Origin of the sequence: Kitasatospora sp. NPDC127111 (assembly GCF_042677465.1) — a bacterium.
Taxonomy (GTDB): Bacteria; Actinomycetota; Actinomycetes; order Streptomycetales; family Streptomycetaceae; genus Kitasatospora.
The window spans coordinates 1-13920 of record NZ_JBHXTG010000021.1 but is presented as its reverse complement, the minus strand read 5'-3'; the positions used below and the strand labels follow the sequence as shown (position 1 = coordinate 13920).

Genomic DNA, 13920 nt, shown 5'->3' with positions numbered 1-13920 from the left:
CGCGCACAGGCGTGCTCAGGCGTCGGCGATCTGCAGGGCCAGGGCGAAGTGCTCACCGTCCGTCCCCGCGAGCAGGCTGTCGGACAGGAGGGGGACGAGCCCGTTCACCGCGCCGCATCCGGCGTCATGGTTGGTCCACCAGCTGGCCTCCGGTCCGAGCAGGGACACCACCCGGTCCGCGGCGCGCTCGGCGGTCTCGGCGGGGAGGTGCCGGTGACTCGGCCAGACCAGGTCGACGGCCGCGACCTGGGCCAGGAACGGGGCGGCCCCGTGCGTCTCCACCGGTTCCAGCGCGGCGCAGACCTCAGGGACGGACGGCGGGACGTACCCGGGCAGGTAGCGCCGCCAGGCCTCGTCCGCCGCGATCGCGGCCAGCAGCGCGCGAATCCGGGCCGCCAGCTCGGGCAGATCGGGTTCCGGCTCGCTGAACCGCCCGGCGGCCACGTACACCCGCATCGGCGTGGCCAGCTCCGCCATGCCGGCTTCCAGCTCGGCCAGGATCCCCGTGGACGTCACAGCCGGATTCTGCCGCACTCCCCCGCCCGGGGGGCAGGCCGCACTCCCCCCGCCCGGGGCAGGCCGGACTCCCCCGCCCCGGGCAGGCCGCGGACCCCTGCCGCGTCATCCGTCCGCGGCGTCCTCCGTCTCCCAGCGCAGCAGGTCACCCGGCTGGCACTCGAGCACCTCGCAGAGCGCGGCGAGCGTCGCGAAGCGCACCGCCTTGGCGCGGCCGTTCTTGAGCACCGCCAGGTTGGCGGGAGTGATCCCCACGCGGTCCGCGAGCTCGCCCACCGACATCTTCCGCCTCGCCAGCATCACGTCGATGTCGACGGCGATCGGCATCAGATCACCCCGTCCAACTCCGCCTGCATCTTCGTCGCCTCGACGTCGCGCGCGACGGCCTGGGCGAGCAGCATCCGCAGCACGAACACGATGAGCGCGACCCCCAGGATGGCCACGCCGATCCCGCCCATGATCACGGTGACGCCCGGGTCCTCCCGCTGGCCCGGCGCGTTGACGGCCGTGACCGAGAACCACACGAGGGCAGCCGCCACGATCGCGCCGATCACGCCGTCCACGTACCGGAAGGCGGCATGGGAGAACACGGTTCCCCGCCGCACCATCGCCACCAGCCGCCACACGCAGACCAGGGCGACCTGGGCCGACACCATGCCCAGGATCGTGATCAGGCGCAGCGGCGTCAGCGGCAGCGACCCGTCCTCCGGGTCGGTGGCCAACGCCCACACCATCAATGCCTGGACGCCCACGGTGCCGGCGAGCACCACCACGAGCACGGCGCGCAGCGCACCCACTGCCAGATTTCCCACGACCCATCCTCCCATCGAATTGCGATGGGAATCTATCGAATCTCGATAGGTGCGGGCAAGGGCTCGAACGGGCGAGGACCGGAACGGGCGAGGTCGCGGGCAAGGTCGGAAGGGGCAAGCGTCGGAATGTCCGGCCCACGCGCCGCCGAGGGAGGTGCGGCCGGCCCGCCGCCCCCGCGGCGGTCAGGACGCGCAGTCGAGGCAGATCGGCTGGCCGTGTTCGTCCTCGCCGGCGAGTTGGGCGCGGTGGTGGACCAGGAAGCAGGTCATGCAGGTGAACTCGTCCTGCTGAAGGGGCACCACCCGGACGGTGAGTTCCTCACCGGAGAGGTCGGCGCCCGGCAGCTCGATGCCCTCGACAGCCTCGGCGTCGATGTCCACCGCGGAAACCTGCCGGTCGTCGCGCTTGCTCTTCAGTGCCTCGATGCTGTCGTCACCGCTCTCCTCGCCGGTGTCGCGCGGGGCGTCGTAGTCGGTTGCCACGGCGGTACCTCCTCCTCAGAGGTCGGTGGGCGGGTCGTGCTGCGCGTCCGCCCACGGGGGCGCGGGATCCTGCGGCAGAGTGCCCGGACCACCGGCGGCCGCCGGGGCCGCCCTCCCGGGTGCCTCGCAACGTGCCGCCCCAGGCACCTCCGGCGGTGGCTTCGCCCGCGGTGGTCGGGCACACGGCGAGCAGCCGCTCGCCGTCTCCGCGCCCTTGCGGCTGCCAGCCTGCGCCTTGCGGAACCGCTCCGCAACCTCGGCGTCCCCGCGCCCGCCCGACGGCCCCCGTCCAGGCCCCGTCCAGGCCCCCGGGCGCAGCGCGTCGCGCAGACTATCCGGCCGCCACGACCCGGCCGGCCGTGACCTGGGGAGGGTTCGGCAGCAGATCCGCGAGGTTGTCCCGCACGAAGCCCGCTGCCCTTCGGATCGATTCTTCGCCCCCGGCTTCGTCTTCGAAGACGCTGGTGGAAACCATCACCCCGTCCCCGGCGTCCACCCAGTAATAGGCCACGAACCCGGGAACCTGGCGCAGGAGCGGCACGAACCCCTCGGCCACTCGACGTCCCGCCTCCGCTGGATCGGTCACTCCTTCGTACCGCCGCACTGCTGCGTACACGCTGGTCTCCTCACGGGTCCGAGGTCATCTCGTGCGAGACGACATACCCCTCGGCGCGCGCCTCCCGGTCGCGATCTTGCCGGATGGCACTCGGACAGCCGCATCGGCGGGCCCGCGGCCGGGCTGCTCCCACGGACGAGCTGCCGCCCCCGGAGGAATCTGAGTACGGGTACTCATTGCGCCCGGCCCTGGCCCCACCGGAGGGTGGGGGTCGGAGGTGGGGGATGAAGCAGATCGCACTCGACCCGTTGCGTCGGCTCGGCACGTGGTGCGCCCGGGCGGGCGGACTGCTGACGGTTCTCGTCCTGGTGAAGCTGACCACGGCGTTCTCCCGACAGCCGTCGGAGAAGAAGCTGCGGACAGCGGCCACGTCGCCCGAGGCGGAATCCCGCAGGGCGACGGAGGAGCGGACGATGCGCGCCCTGATCGGGCGCCTGTCCGAGGTCGAGGGCGTGGAGCACGTTCTCACGCGCTTCTCCGACCGCTGCGTCAGGCCCTACAACGGCTCGGTCCTCGAGAACTCCCGGTCGCCGTACGTCCTCAGGTGCGGCATGAACGCCGTCGCCTACTTCGGCGTCCGAGGAGACATCACCGACGTGCTGCCGCGGATCCACGCGGCCCGGATCGCGGCCTGGGGACCGCGGGGCGGCGACGGGCCCGGCGCGTCGACCACGGCCGGCACCGTGGCCTACGCACTCGAGTACCACCGTGCTCGCGGCCGGTACCCGGACGACCGTCTGATGCCCGCGCCGCCGCTCAGGGGCCCAGGGCTCCGGATCGACTGGGACCGGCCGGATCTGCCGATCCCGAACCTGATCGAGGAGCCCTCCCCCGAACCCGGGACAGGGCCGGCCGAGATCTACCGGCGCACTTCGAGCGTCCCGCGGGCCCCGCTGACCGTGGCGGCCGCGCGGGCCAGGTACGGCACCGTCCTGGCCTTCACCCTCGGCGGCTCGTGGAACTCCACGGCGGAGGACTACTTCACGGTCCCCCGCGGGTTCAAAGCCCCCCGCCGGGGCCGGCCCAAAGGCCGTTGAACGTGCGGATAGCCTCCTGTCCATGGCTACGCTGCTCGGGTTGATCATCTCTTTCGCGGCCACCGGCGAGATCGGCGCGTTCAGGCTCGGCATGTCCGGCGAGGAGGCGGATCGCCTGCTGGGCGGTGGTACCGGCTTGGCCGGGCCCGCACGGTCGGGCTCCGGCGGAGAAGTCGGCTTCAAGGACGGCAGCCTGGAGTTGTGGGTCGGCCCCGACGCGACGGTGTCGCTGCTCGGACTCGACACGTCGGGCGCCGACGGCCGTTTTCAATCCCCCTCCCGCATCAACGCCGCCACCCGGGAGGACATCGAAGCACCGAGTCGTGAGGCGCTGATCAGCGGACTCGGGCGGCTCGGCTGCGCATGGCACCCCGACGACGCCCTGACGTTCGACGGCCAGCTCGCCGTTCGGACGGAAGCCGGCGTCTCGGTGGTCTTCACGCGTCCCGCACCCCCGGCGGACGAGTGGGTGCTCGCGAGCCTCTACAGGTCGGCAGCCGTTCACTGAGGCGGTGGCGGGCCCATCGCCCCGCGGGCGAAGCACCCGGGCCTCCGGGTTCGGGCCGCGCGACACGGCCGCGCATGCCATTCTGGTCCGGCGGTTCGAATGCCCGATATGTCCGAATTGACGGCCATGTGTGACCGCCCGGAATGATCACCACCGATCGGAAAGCGGGACAGAGTGAGCGTCAAGCCCATTCCCGAGGGGTATCCGCGGGTCACACCGTACCTCTGCGTCGACGGAGCAGCGGCTGCGATCGACTTCTACGTCTCCGTCCTCGGCGCGACGGAGCGCATGAGGGCGCCGGCGCCCGGCGGCAAGCTCGGTCACGCCGAGCTCCAGATCGGCGACTCGGTGGTCATGCTCGCGGACGAGTTCCCCGACATGGGATTCCTCGGGCCGAAGACGGTGGGCGGCACTCCGGTGAACCTGTACGTGTTCGTGGAGGACGTCGACGCGGTCTTCGCCAAGGCCCTCGCCCAGGGCGCCAGGGAGCTGGATCCGGTGAAGGACCAGTTCTACGGCGACCGGTCCGGGCAGTTCGAGGACCCGTTCGGCCATCGGTGGCACGTCGCCACCCACGTGGAGGACGTACCGCCGGACGAGTTGGAGAAGCGGGCCAGGGAGGCCATGGAGTCCCTGCAGGGCGGCGACTGACCGGGCGGCACCCGCCGTTCCTCACGCCCTGCCGGCGAGTCTCGGCTCAGCTCCCGAAGCGGTTCCGGAATCGAGAAGGTGATGGCCATGCGGGTGTTCGTGGCAGGCGGGACCGGGGTCCTGGGACGGCGGCTGGTGCCGCAACTCGTGGCCCGCGGCCACCAGGTGACCGCCACGACGACGAGCGCGGCCAAGCTGGCCCTGCTGGAGCAGCTGGGCGCGGACGGGGTCGTGATGGACGGGCTCGACGCGGTGTCGGTCGGCGGCGCGGTGGCCGCCGCCCGGCCGGACGCGATCGTGCACCAGATGACCGCCATCTCCATGACGCACGCCGGCAAGCCCGACATGAAGCACATGGACCGCTGGTTCGCCCTCACCAACCGGCTGCGCACCGAGGGGACGGACCACCTGCTGGCCGCCGCCGAGGCGACCGGCGTGCCCCACGTCGTCGCGCAGAGCTACGCCGGTTGGAACGGCATCCGCGAGGGCGGATGGGTGAAGACCGAGGAGGACCCGCTCGACCCGACCCCGGTTGCGGCGGCGCGTCCGACGATGGAGGCGATCCGCCACGTCGAGGGCGCGGTCGTCCGGGCCGGTGGCGCGGCCCTGCGGTACGGCGCGCTCTACGGGCCCGGCGCCAGCGACGACCTGGTCCGGCTCGTCCGCAAGCGGCAGCTCCCGCTCGTCGGCGCCGGCACCGGCCACAGCTCCTGGGTCCATCTCGACGACGCGGCGAGCGCCACCGTCCTGGCCGTCGAGCAGCGGGCGCGGGGCGTCTTCAACATCGTCGACGACGAACCGGCCCCCGCCCGCGAGTGGCTGCCCGTCCTGGCCGCACACGCGGGGGCGAAGCCGCCGATGCGCGTCCCCAAGGGGCTGGCCCGACTGCTCGCCGGTGACGTGGCGGTGACGATGATGACCGAGGGCCGCGGCTTCTCCAACGCCAAGGCCAAGCGGGAACTCGGTTGGCAGCTGCGCTACCCCTCGTGGCGCCAGGGCTTCGCGCAAGGGCTGGCGTAAGCCCGGAGCCGAAGCCCCGGGCCCAGGTTTTCGCCGGTGAAGCCCAGCCCTCCGGCGTGGGCCGGGTCTCGTCGCTGTCGCCGTTGTCCCGGTCCGGCGGCCGCCTTCTGACCGGCGGTCCGCTGACGGAGCGTCGCTCCGTCATCTCCGGCCCGGGCTCTGGCATCCTCACCGGATGGCGACGGATCGGGCGACGGGCGGGACGACCGACTCGGGGCGGGTCGAGGCCTTCAGCGACGGCGTGTTCGCCATCGCGATCACCCTGCTGATCCTTGAGGTCAACGTGCCCGAGGCCCACAGCGGCAGCGAACTGTGGCACGCCCTCGGGGAACAGTGGCCCTCGTACTGCGCCTACGTGGTCAGCTTCCTGGTGATCGGCGTGATGTGGGTCAACCACCACACCGTGTTCACCTACATCGCCCGCGTCGACCGCACCCTGGTCTTCCTCAACCTGCTGCTCCTCCTGGTGGTCGCCGCGCTTCCGTTCCCCACCGCGCTGATCGCCGAGAACCTCCGCCAACCCGACGCCTCGAACGTCGCCGCCGCCGTGTACGGGTCGGTGATGGTCGCCCATGCCGTCACCTTCGTCCTGTTCTGGTACTACGTCACCCGTACCGGCCACTGCTTCGACGAGCGCGTCGACGTCCGTGCCGCCCGCGCCACCCGCGCCCGCTTCAGCCTCGGCCTGGTCGTCTACCCCGTCACCGTCGGCCTGGCCTTCGTGTCCGCGGCGCTGGCCCTCGCCGTCCACGGCGCCCTGGCCGTCTACTACGCCTTCAACCAGACGCCCGTTCCCACCCGGGACCCCGGTAGCCGGGCATGACCGAACCTGGCCTCGCGCCAGGGCCCTGCCCGCCATGTCACCACCGCGCACCCGGCCCGCCCCGGAGAGCCGGCCCCGGCACCACCGGGGCCGCCCTTCGCCGGTCGGGGAGCCACCCACGGGAGCTACCCACCCTGCGCGGGGCAGCGGATCAGCTCCGGGCCGCGGCGAGGTCGGCCGCACCGAAGGTGACCGAGAACCGCTTGCACCAGATGACGACACTGCGGATCCGGGACAGGTCGGTGCCAGCCGGGACCGTGTAGTTCTGATTGCCGAGGTTCCCCTTCAGGCGGTCGAGTTCCACCGCGCCGTCGCCGAGCACGTCCGCGCGGGATTCGGCCGCGGAGCCGGTGGAGAGGTAGACGCGCACGTCGGGCCCCTCCGAGGTGCGCAGGTTCTCCAGGCGCAGCACCGTCGCCCCGTCCGGGAGGCGGACCAGCCGAGCGGTGCCACTGGTGTCGTGTTCCCCGGAGACGAAGCTGCCGCGCGCCAGGTCGACGGGAACGGCCGCAGCCGCGGACGGTGACGACGCCGCCGACGACTGCGACTGCGACTGCTGCTGCTGCTGCTGCGGAACGGCGCTCGCGCCGGCGGTGGCCGGCAGGCCGGTCGGCAGCGCCTCGTCGACGGTGGTGCTGGTGAACGCCTTCCAGGGTTGGAACAGGTAGAGGGCGAAGGCGGCGACGGCCAGCACAAGTGCCAGTGCTGTCAGCAGCACCGGGCGGCGGCGCGACTTCCTGCCGCTCTCCGAAGGACGGTCGGGCATCGGATCTCCTGAACGGGCCTGGGCACGATGTCATGCCCTGCTGTGGACGGGTGCCGGGTGAGGGGTACCGGGTGGCGGGTGACGGGTGACGGGTGACGGGTGACGGGTGACGGGTGACGGGTGACGGGTGACGGGTGACGGGTGACGGAACATGACTACACGAGACCGGAGCACCGGCGGGAGGGGCTCAGCCGCGCCGTAATGGCTCGGTAAGACGAGCGCCGGCCGGCCGAGCCCCGACCACTCAGCGGACCACCTGCCCATCGCCCCCGGTCGGCCGGGTCGCCGTCGGCCGCGCGGGGAGGCGGCTCACACGCGCACCCAGCGGTCCGCGTGCTCCCTGCTGAGCCGGAGGACGGCGGCGACCGTCCGGGGGTCGGTGCTCGCCGGGAGGGCCGGGACGGCACGGGACTCCGGGCCGATGAGCAGGCCGGTCCTTCCGTCCAGCGACGGGTCGGTGGCGGCGAAGACCGAGGAGCGGGCGGCCTCGGAGGCCGGCCCGGCGGTGGAGCGCTCGAAGCGCTTGCGGACCAGAGGCCAGAGCAGGCGCAGGCCCGGGGAGACGATGGTGGGCGAGGTCATCGTGCCGTTGGTCATGCTGGTGGCGGCGCCGCCCGGGTCGGCCGCGAAGACGCTGACGCCACTGCCGCGCACGCGCGCGGCCAGATCCAGCGTGTAGGCGAGGTTGGCGAGCTTGGCCCGGCCGTACCAGTGGAAGCCGTAGTAGCCGCCCGGCGGCTCCACGGCGTCGAAGGTGCGCTTGGCGACCTTGACCGCCCCGGAGCTCACGTTCACGATCCGGCTCGGCCCGCCGGCCCGGAGCCGGTCCAGCAGCAGCTCGGTGAGCAGGTACGGCGAGAGGTGGTTGACGGCGAAGGACGCCTCGATCCCGTCCACGGTCCGCTGCCGCTCCGCGAACATCGCACCGACGTTGTTGACCAGGACGGTCAGCGGGCCCGCGGCGGCCAAGCGATCGGCGAGGTCCCGCACTTCACCGAGTGACGACAGGTCGGCCTCGATGAACCTCGGGCGGCCCCCGGTCGCCACGGCCGCGATCCGCTCCAGCGCACGGGTGCCGCGTGCCGTGTCGCGGCCGACCACGGTGACGGTGTACCCGCGCTCCGCGAGACCCAGCGCCGTCTCCAGCCCGATACCGCCGGTCCCGGCGGTCACCACTGCCTGGCGTTCCATCACTTCGCCCCTTCTCGACTACGCGACGACAACCGGATAGCTATCCGGTTCGCGGTGAACACTAACACGACCGGATAGCTATCCGGTTAAGGTCGCGCAGTGCCCCTCAGCCGTCCCCGCCTCCACCCCGCCGCGTCCACGCGTGCGTCGACCGACGCACAGCGTCACTGCCCGGGTGGTGAGTTGAGGCCGAAGGGCGCGGGCGCGGCGGCGGAGCGAACGCCACGTCGGGCACCGCCCGGGCCACCCGTACGGCGGCCGAAAAGCCCTTCCGGGCACGGACGTTCGCGGTCCGTGAGATCCGGACACCGCGCGCGCGGCCTCCGGTCACCGAGCCGCGTCAGCGCGGAGGGCGCAGCCCCTCAAGAAGAACACCGAGGTAGACCTCGACCCGCGCGGAACCGTGGTCGCCGCTTCGCAGAGCGTGTTCGATCCCGCAGAGCAGCCGGCGCACGTCGCCGGGCCCGATGTCGCCGCGGACCGCGCCGCCCATCCGGGCCCGGTCGAGCAGGCCCGCGACGGCCTCGTCCAACTCGGCCTTCAGGGCCGAGGTCTGCGCCTCGGCGTCACTGGCGGACTCGAGCACCGAGCCCAGACCGTCGTCGTGCAACGCCATGGTGAGGGTGAACCGCAGCAGTCGGCGGAGGCCCTCGGCGGGGTCCTCGACGTCAGCGGCGGCGCGGGCCTCGTCGACCAGCTCGCGGAACCGTTCCACCAGCAGCGCCTCGCGCAGCGCCTGCGGAGTGGGGAAGTGCCGGTAGACGGTTCCGACGCCCACCCCGGCCAGCCGGGCGATGACGTTGAGCTGCAGCGAGTCGTCCCCCGCGGCCAGCTGTTCCCGGGCGGTGCGCAGCACCAGGGCCCGGTTCCGCGCGGCGTCCGCCCGCAGTACCGGTCCCCGTCCACTGTTCGCCGTCACGGCCCCAGCATACGCAGCCGCGTCGCGCTGCCGTTCGGCCGTTCGCCGCCCGCCGTCGGCGGCCCCTGGTCCGCGCGAACGACCCGATGAGCGCGGTGTACGGGCGGGCTCAGCCGCCGGCGGCCGGCGCGACCTCGAAGCGGCGGCCTCCGAGGACGCCGTGGACCCGCGCCCGTCCGGAGCGGATCGGATCGCATCGACCAGGATGACGTGGCCGCTGAGGAATCCCCCGGACCGGATGCCTCACAGATCGGTGGCCCGCTCGTGGCGGGGCTCGTACATGCCCACCTCGCCGCCGCCCGGCAGACGGAACCTGGTCAGCCGCCCCCAGCGCGCATCGGTGACCGGCTGGACGAACTCCACTCCCTTCGCGGCCAGGGTCCGCACCGTCGCGTCGACGTCGTCGCACATCAGATAGAGCTCCTGCGTCTCCGGACCTTCCGTGGGATGCACGGCGAGCTCGGTCGGCGGAAGCTTGAAGACCAACCAACCGGCTCCCGCATCGACGTGCGGATACTCCAGCACGTCCCTGAAGAAGGCCCGGTCCGCCTCGGCATCGCGGCTGTAGATGATGACGTGTCCGCCATTGATCATGCGGCCAGGGTAGGCCCCGGCGTGACCGACGTGGCGCTGCGACGCCGTGCCGTGGGTCCGGCCTCGCCCCACTGTTCGAGGGGCCGCCCTCGGCCCAGCTGGTCCACCGGCCCCGAGCACTCCTCCGGGCCCGGCCGGATCGAACGCGCCCTGGACCGCTTCCCGGCACTCCGGCACCTCGCACCGGTCCGGTCGGTCGGCCGGCGCCGCGCCTACGGCCGCCCCCTCGCAAGCCCGCTGCCGCCACGCCCTCCCCGTCGTCGGGCTTCTGACGGGACGTAGGCTGACCAGGTGAATTCGACTGATCCGACCTCTGCCACCACCACCGCCGACGACCCCGTGGCCGCGCTGATCGCCGATCCGTACGCCGGGTACGCCGCCCTCCGCGAGGCGGGCCCGGTGCACCGGGTCACCGGCCCGGACGGGTTGCCGGTGTGGCTGGTCACCCGCTACCGGGACGTCCGGCAGGCCATGGCCGATCCCCGGCTCGCCCTGGACAAACGGCACGCGGCGCCCGGCAACTACCGCGGGTTCGCGCTGCCGCCCGCCCTGGACGCCAACCTGCTCAACATGGACCCGCCCGACCACACCCGTATCCGCCGCCTGGTCTCCAAGGCGTTCACCCCGCGCCGCGTCGAGGAACTGCGCGGGCCGGTCGAGCGGATCGCCGACGGGCTGCTGGACGCCATGGCCCCGCTCGGCCGGGCCGACCTGATCACCGCGTACGCCGCCCCGCTGCCGATCACGGTCATCTGCGACCTGCTCGGCGTCCCGGCCTCCGACCGGCACGACTTCCGGGCCTGGACCGACACCCTGATCGCCCCGGACCCGGAACGCCCGCACGAGGCCAGGGCCGCCGTCGGCGCGATGCTGGCCTTCTTCACCGGCCTGATCGCCCGCAAGCGCGAGCACCCCGGCGACGACCTGCTCTCCGACCTGATCGCCGTCCACGACCAGGAAGACCGGCTCACCGAGGACGAGCTCACCTCGCTCGCCTTCCTCATTCTGTTCGCGGGGTACGAGAACACCGTCCACCTGATCGGCAACGCCGTCCTCGCCCTCCTCACCCACCCCGGGCAGGCGGCCGCGCTGCGCGCCGATCCGGCCCTGGCGGCCGGCGCCGTCGAGGAGTTCGCCCGCTTCGACGGCCCGGCGCCACTGGCCATCCGCCGCTTCCCGCGCGAAGACGTGACCATCGGGGGCGTCACCGTCCCGGCCGGCGAAACGGTGCTGCTCGCCCTGGCCTCCGCCAACCGGGACCCGGAGCAGTTCCCCGAGCCCGACCGCCTCGACCTGCGCCGCTCCGAGAACCAGCACCTCGCCCTCGGCCACGGCATCCACTACTGCCTCGGTGCCCCGCTCGCCCGCCTGGAGACGGAGATCGCGCTCACCGCACTGCTCCGCCGCTTCCCCGGCCTCGCCCTCGACCTCCCGGACGGCGAACTCCGGCACCGGCCGTCGCTGCGCGCCAGGGGGCTGCTGGCTCTGCCCGTCCGCTACTAGGCCCGTGTGGTGCGCCCTGGCGGTCCCACTGAAGCGCCCGGTCGCGGGAGGCGCCCGCAGCGCGGCGTTTCGGGCCGGCAGCGCGCGGCGGGTCAGGACGGCAGGGTGACCGACCGGGCGTGATGGAAGAGTCGTCGTGGGGGGCGGCGATGCCGTGGACCGGCAGCCGGGCCGGAGGTCCCCGGCTGCCCTGCCGCCCGGCTGCCCTGCCGCCCGGACGCCCCTCCGGCTGCCCCGCCGCCCGGCCGCCCTTCCGGCCGCCCTTCCGGCCGCCCTTCCGGCTGGCCGCCGCTCCGCCCGGACGCCGTGTCAGACCACGGCGAGCCGGTCCACCACCAGCTCCACCCTGCGCTCGGCTGCCGCCGGCGGCAGCCGGCCCGCCCGGGTCAGGGTGGCCAGCCCGTGCAGGGCCGCCCAGAACACCTCGGTGAACAGTGCCGGGTCGACGCCGTCCCCGGCGACCTCGCCGAGGCTCTCCAGCAGGGCGGCGAAGGCGTCCTTCAGCGGCTCCGGCGTGTCCTCGGCCGCGAAGGCCAGGCCGCCGTCGAGCTGGAACATGGCGTCGTACACCGCCGGGTTGCGTTCGGCGAAGTCGAGGTAGGTGCGGGCGAGGGCGGTGACCCTGGTGCGCGGGCCGTCCGCGGCGGAGGTCGCGGCCCGCAGCGCCACGGCCATTTCGGCGGCGCCCTGCAGGGCGACGGCGCCGATGATCTCCCGCTTGCCGCGGAAGTGGCTGTAGAGGACGGGCTGGCTGTATTCGATGCGCTCGGCGAGCCGGCGGGTGGTGACCGCGTCCCAGCCCTGCTGCTCGGCGAGTTCACGGGCCGTCGCCACGATGAGGCGCTCGCGGGCCGCCCGTTCGCGTTCCTTGCGTTCCTGTACCGACATGACTTGATCCTAGCACTGCTAGACAAGTGAGCGTCAGCAGCGCTAGCGTTAGCCCATCATCTAGCGGCGCTAGATCCCAGGAGGGGTCATCATGCTCGACGCACTCAAGGTCATCACCATCGTGGTCGTCGGAGTGATGGTGGGGGTGGAGTTCTCCGTCGCCTTCGTCATCAACCCGATCCTCAACGCACTCCCCGGCGACAACGGCCTGCGCGGCCGCACCCACGGAGCCCGGATGCTCGGCGCCGCGATGCCGTTCTGGTACATCGGCTCGCTCCTCCTCGCCGCGGTCTGGGCCGTCGCCGGATGGCACCACCACGGCACCGGCCTCGTGGTCGTCGCCGCCTCGCTGCTGATCCTCAGCGTGATCATGTCGGTCCTGCTGCTCGTCCCGATCAACAACCGGGTCAAGACGTGGACCACCGAGCACCTGCCCGAGGACTGGAAGGCGCAGACCAACCGCTGGGACCGCTTCCACTACGTCCGCATCGCCGTCATCATCGCCGCCTTCGCCCTGCTGGCCGCCGCCCTCGCCTGAGCCCCGGGCCGGGACCGCGCAGGCGGCGCACACTCGGTCCGTCCGGTCCAGGGCCACCTTGCGGCCTCGGTCCGACCCTGCGGACCCGCACGGGGCGAAGCCCCCGCGCGCCGGGCGCGGCCGGACCCCCGCCCCGGTGGGCCGGGAAGGGGTCAGGGAGGTGACACTTCATCAAGGCGCACACGACACGCAGCGAGGAACAGATGACCGACACCCCCGCCTCCTTCCGGCTCCACCCCGGATCGCCCGACTCCCCCGTGATCCTGCACGTCCCGCACTCCGCCCGCGCCATACCCGCCGACGTCCGCGCGGGGATCGTGCCGGACGACCGGGCGCTCGCGCTGGAGCTGGACCACATCACCGACGCGCACACGGCCGAGATCGCCGCCGGGGCGGCAGCAGCGGCGCGCCTCACGCCCTGGCGGTTCGTCAACGGGCTCTCCCGCCTGGTCGTCGACCCCGAGCGGTTCCCCGACGAGCGGGAGGAGATGCTGGCCGCCGGGATGGGCGCGGTCTACACCCGAACCACGCACCGCGAGGAGCTCCGCCCGGCCGGCTTCGACGGACAGTCGTTGCTGGACCGCTACTTCCACCCGTACGCCGCGGCGGTGACGGCCGCCGTCGCGGAGCGCATCGAAGCCGTCGGGCGCGCGGTGATCATCGACGTCCACTCGTACCCGACGAAGGCCCTGCCGTACGAGCTCCACGGCGACGGCCCTCGTCCGCCGATCTGCCTCGGCACGGACCCCTTCCACACGCCCGCCGCCCTCCTCGACGCGGCGCGGCAGGCGTTCGCGGGCTTCGGCGGCACCGGCCTCGACAGCCCGTTCGCGGGAACGTACGTGCCCCTGCGGTACTACGGGAAGGCCTCGAACGTCAGCGCGCTCATGGTGGAGATCCGCCGCGACCTCTACATGGCCGAGCCCGGAGGCCCGGCCGGCCCCGGGCTCGGCGCTCTGGCGGGCGCGCTGGCCGACCTCGTCGACACCCACCGGGCGCACGTAGAGCCCGAGCGCGCGCCGACGGCGGTGCGCACGGTGCGCGCCAGCCCGACC

The 13920-nt window shown here is 73.1% G+C and carries 18 protein-coding genes; 8 read left to right on the top strand and 10 right to left on the bottom strand.

Annotation, left to right across the window (positions count from 1 at the left end; translation table 11 throughout):
- Positions 1 to 15 precede the first annotated feature (15 nt).
- The 5 genes from ACFVHB_RS15585 to ACFVHB_RS15565 form a co-directional block, all read right to left on the bottom strand.
- The gene (locus ACFVHB_RS15585) at positions 16 to 516 is read right to left on the bottom strand and encodes a hypothetical protein (RefSeq protein WP_380321103.1); all 501 of its coding nucleotides are present in this window, start codon (positions 514 to 516) and stop codon (positions 16 to 18) included.
- Positions 517 to 621: 105 nt separating this feature from the next.
- Entirely contained in the window at positions 622 to 843 is a 222-nt protein-coding gene (locus ACFVHB_RS15580; RefSeq protein WP_318105894.1) for a helix-turn-helix transcriptional regulator, read from the bottom strand.
- Positions 843 to 1328: a DUF2975 domain-containing protein gene (locus ACFVHB_RS15575; RefSeq protein WP_380321100.1), complete on the bottom strand. Its 486-nt coding sequence runs from the start codon at positions 1326 to 1328 to the stop codon at positions 843 to 845. The genes ACFVHB_RS15580 and ACFVHB_RS15575 overlap by 1 nt, the downstream gene beginning before the upstream one ends.
- A gap of 183 nt (positions 1329 to 1511) precedes the next feature.
- Positions 1512 to 1811 carry a DUF4193 domain-containing protein gene (locus ACFVHB_RS15570; protein WP_380321097.1) on the bottom strand — a complete coding sequence of 100 codons (300 nt, stop codon included), beginning with the start codon at positions 1809 to 1811 and terminating at the stop codon, positions 1512 to 1514.
- 331 nt (positions 1812 to 2142) lie between these two features.
- Positions 2143 to 2427, bottom strand: coding sequence for a hypothetical protein (locus tag ACFVHB_RS15565; RefSeq protein ID WP_380321095.1), 285 nt, complete (start codon positions 2425 to 2427; stop codon positions 2143 to 2145).
- A 224-nt stretch (positions 2428 to 2651) separates the two neighbouring features.
- Between ACFVHB_RS15565 and ACFVHB_RS15560 the strand changes: the two genes are divergently transcribed.
- From ACFVHB_RS15560 to ACFVHB_RS15540, 5 genes are all read left to right on the top strand, one after another.
- Entirely contained in the window at positions 2652 to 3464 is an 813-nt protein-coding gene (locus tag ACFVHB_RS15560) for a hypothetical protein (RefSeq protein WP_380321092.1), read from the top strand.
- A gap of 22 nt (positions 3465 to 3486) precedes the next feature.
- Complete coding sequence (locus ACFVHB_RS15555; protein WP_380321089.1) at positions 3487 to 3972, top strand: hypothetical protein; 486 nt, start codon at positions 3487 to 3489, stop codon at positions 3970 to 3972.
- A 174-nt stretch (positions 3973 to 4146) separates the two neighbouring features.
- Positions 4147 to 4623: a VOC family protein gene (locus ACFVHB_RS15550; protein WP_380321086.1), complete on the top strand. Its 477-nt coding sequence runs from the start codon at positions 4147 to 4149 to the stop codon at positions 4621 to 4623.
- Positions 4624 to 4704: 81 nt separating this feature from the next.
- Positions 4705 to 5643, top strand: coding sequence for an NAD-dependent epimerase/dehydratase family protein (locus ACFVHB_RS15545; RefSeq protein WP_380321083.1), 939 nt, complete (start codon positions 4705 to 4707; stop codon positions 5641 to 5643).
- A gap of 175 nt (positions 5644 to 5818) precedes the next feature.
- The gene (locus ACFVHB_RS15540; RefSeq protein ID WP_380321080.1) at positions 5819 to 6466 is read left to right on the top strand and encodes a TMEM175 family protein; all 648 of its coding nucleotides are present in this window, start codon (positions 5819 to 5821) and stop codon (positions 6464 to 6466) included.
- Between the two features lie 151 nt (positions 6467 to 6617).
- On the opposite strand, the gene ACFVHB_RS15535 is transcribed toward ACFVHB_RS15540, so the two are convergent.
- From ACFVHB_RS15535 to ACFVHB_RS15520, 4 genes are all read right to left on the bottom strand, one after another.
- Positions 6618 to 7232 (bottom strand): DM13 domain-containing protein, encoded by a 615-nt coding sequence (locus ACFVHB_RS15535; protein WP_380321077.1) that lies wholly within the window; start codon positions 7230 to 7232, stop codon positions 6618 to 6620.
- Positions 7233 to 7541: 309 nt separating this feature from the next.
- A complete protein-coding gene (locus ACFVHB_RS15530) occupies positions 7542 to 8423 on the bottom strand; it encodes an SDR family NAD(P)-dependent oxidoreductase (protein WP_380321074.1) in 882 nt (293 codons plus the stop codon).
- Positions 8424 to 8763: 340 nt separating this feature from the next.
- A complete protein-coding gene (locus ACFVHB_RS15525; protein WP_380321071.1) occupies positions 8764 to 9342 on the bottom strand; it encodes a TetR/AcrR family transcriptional regulator in 579 nt (192 codons plus the stop codon).
- A 243-nt stretch (positions 9343 to 9585) separates the two neighbouring features.
- On the bottom strand, positions 9586 to 9936 hold the full coding sequence (locus ACFVHB_RS15520; protein ID WP_380321069.1) for a VOC family protein: 351 nt from the start codon (positions 9934 to 9936) through the stop codon (positions 9586 to 9588).
- Between the two features lie 291 nt (positions 9937 to 10227).
- On the opposite strand from ACFVHB_RS15520, the gene ACFVHB_RS15515 reads away from it, so the two are divergent.
- Positions 10228 to 11439, top strand: a complete 1212-nt coding sequence (locus ACFVHB_RS15515) for a cytochrome P450 (RefSeq protein ID WP_380321066.1) — start codon at positions 10228 to 10230, stop codon at positions 11437 to 11439.
- A 309-nt stretch (positions 11440 to 11748) separates the two neighbouring features.
- Here ACFVHB_RS15515 and ACFVHB_RS15510 read toward each other — a convergent pair whose 3' ends face one another.
- Positions 11749 to 12327, bottom strand: coding sequence for a TetR/AcrR family transcriptional regulator (locus ACFVHB_RS15510; protein ID WP_380321063.1), 579 nt, complete (start codon positions 12325 to 12327; stop codon positions 11749 to 11751).
- Between the two features lie 91 nt (positions 12328 to 12418).
- Between ACFVHB_RS15510 and ACFVHB_RS15505 the strand changes: the two genes are divergently transcribed.
- Both ACFVHB_RS15505 and ACFVHB_RS15500 read left to right on the top strand, forming a co-directional pair.
- A complete protein-coding gene (locus tag ACFVHB_RS15505; protein ID WP_380321060.1) occupies positions 12419 to 12865 on the top strand; it encodes an anthrone oxygenase family protein in 447 nt (148 codons plus the stop codon).
- Positions 12866 to 13068: 203 nt separating this feature from the next.
- The coding region (locus tag ACFVHB_RS15500; protein WP_380321057.1) for an N-formylglutamate amidohydrolase at positions 13069 to 13920 on the top strand (852 nt) is incomplete at its 3' end.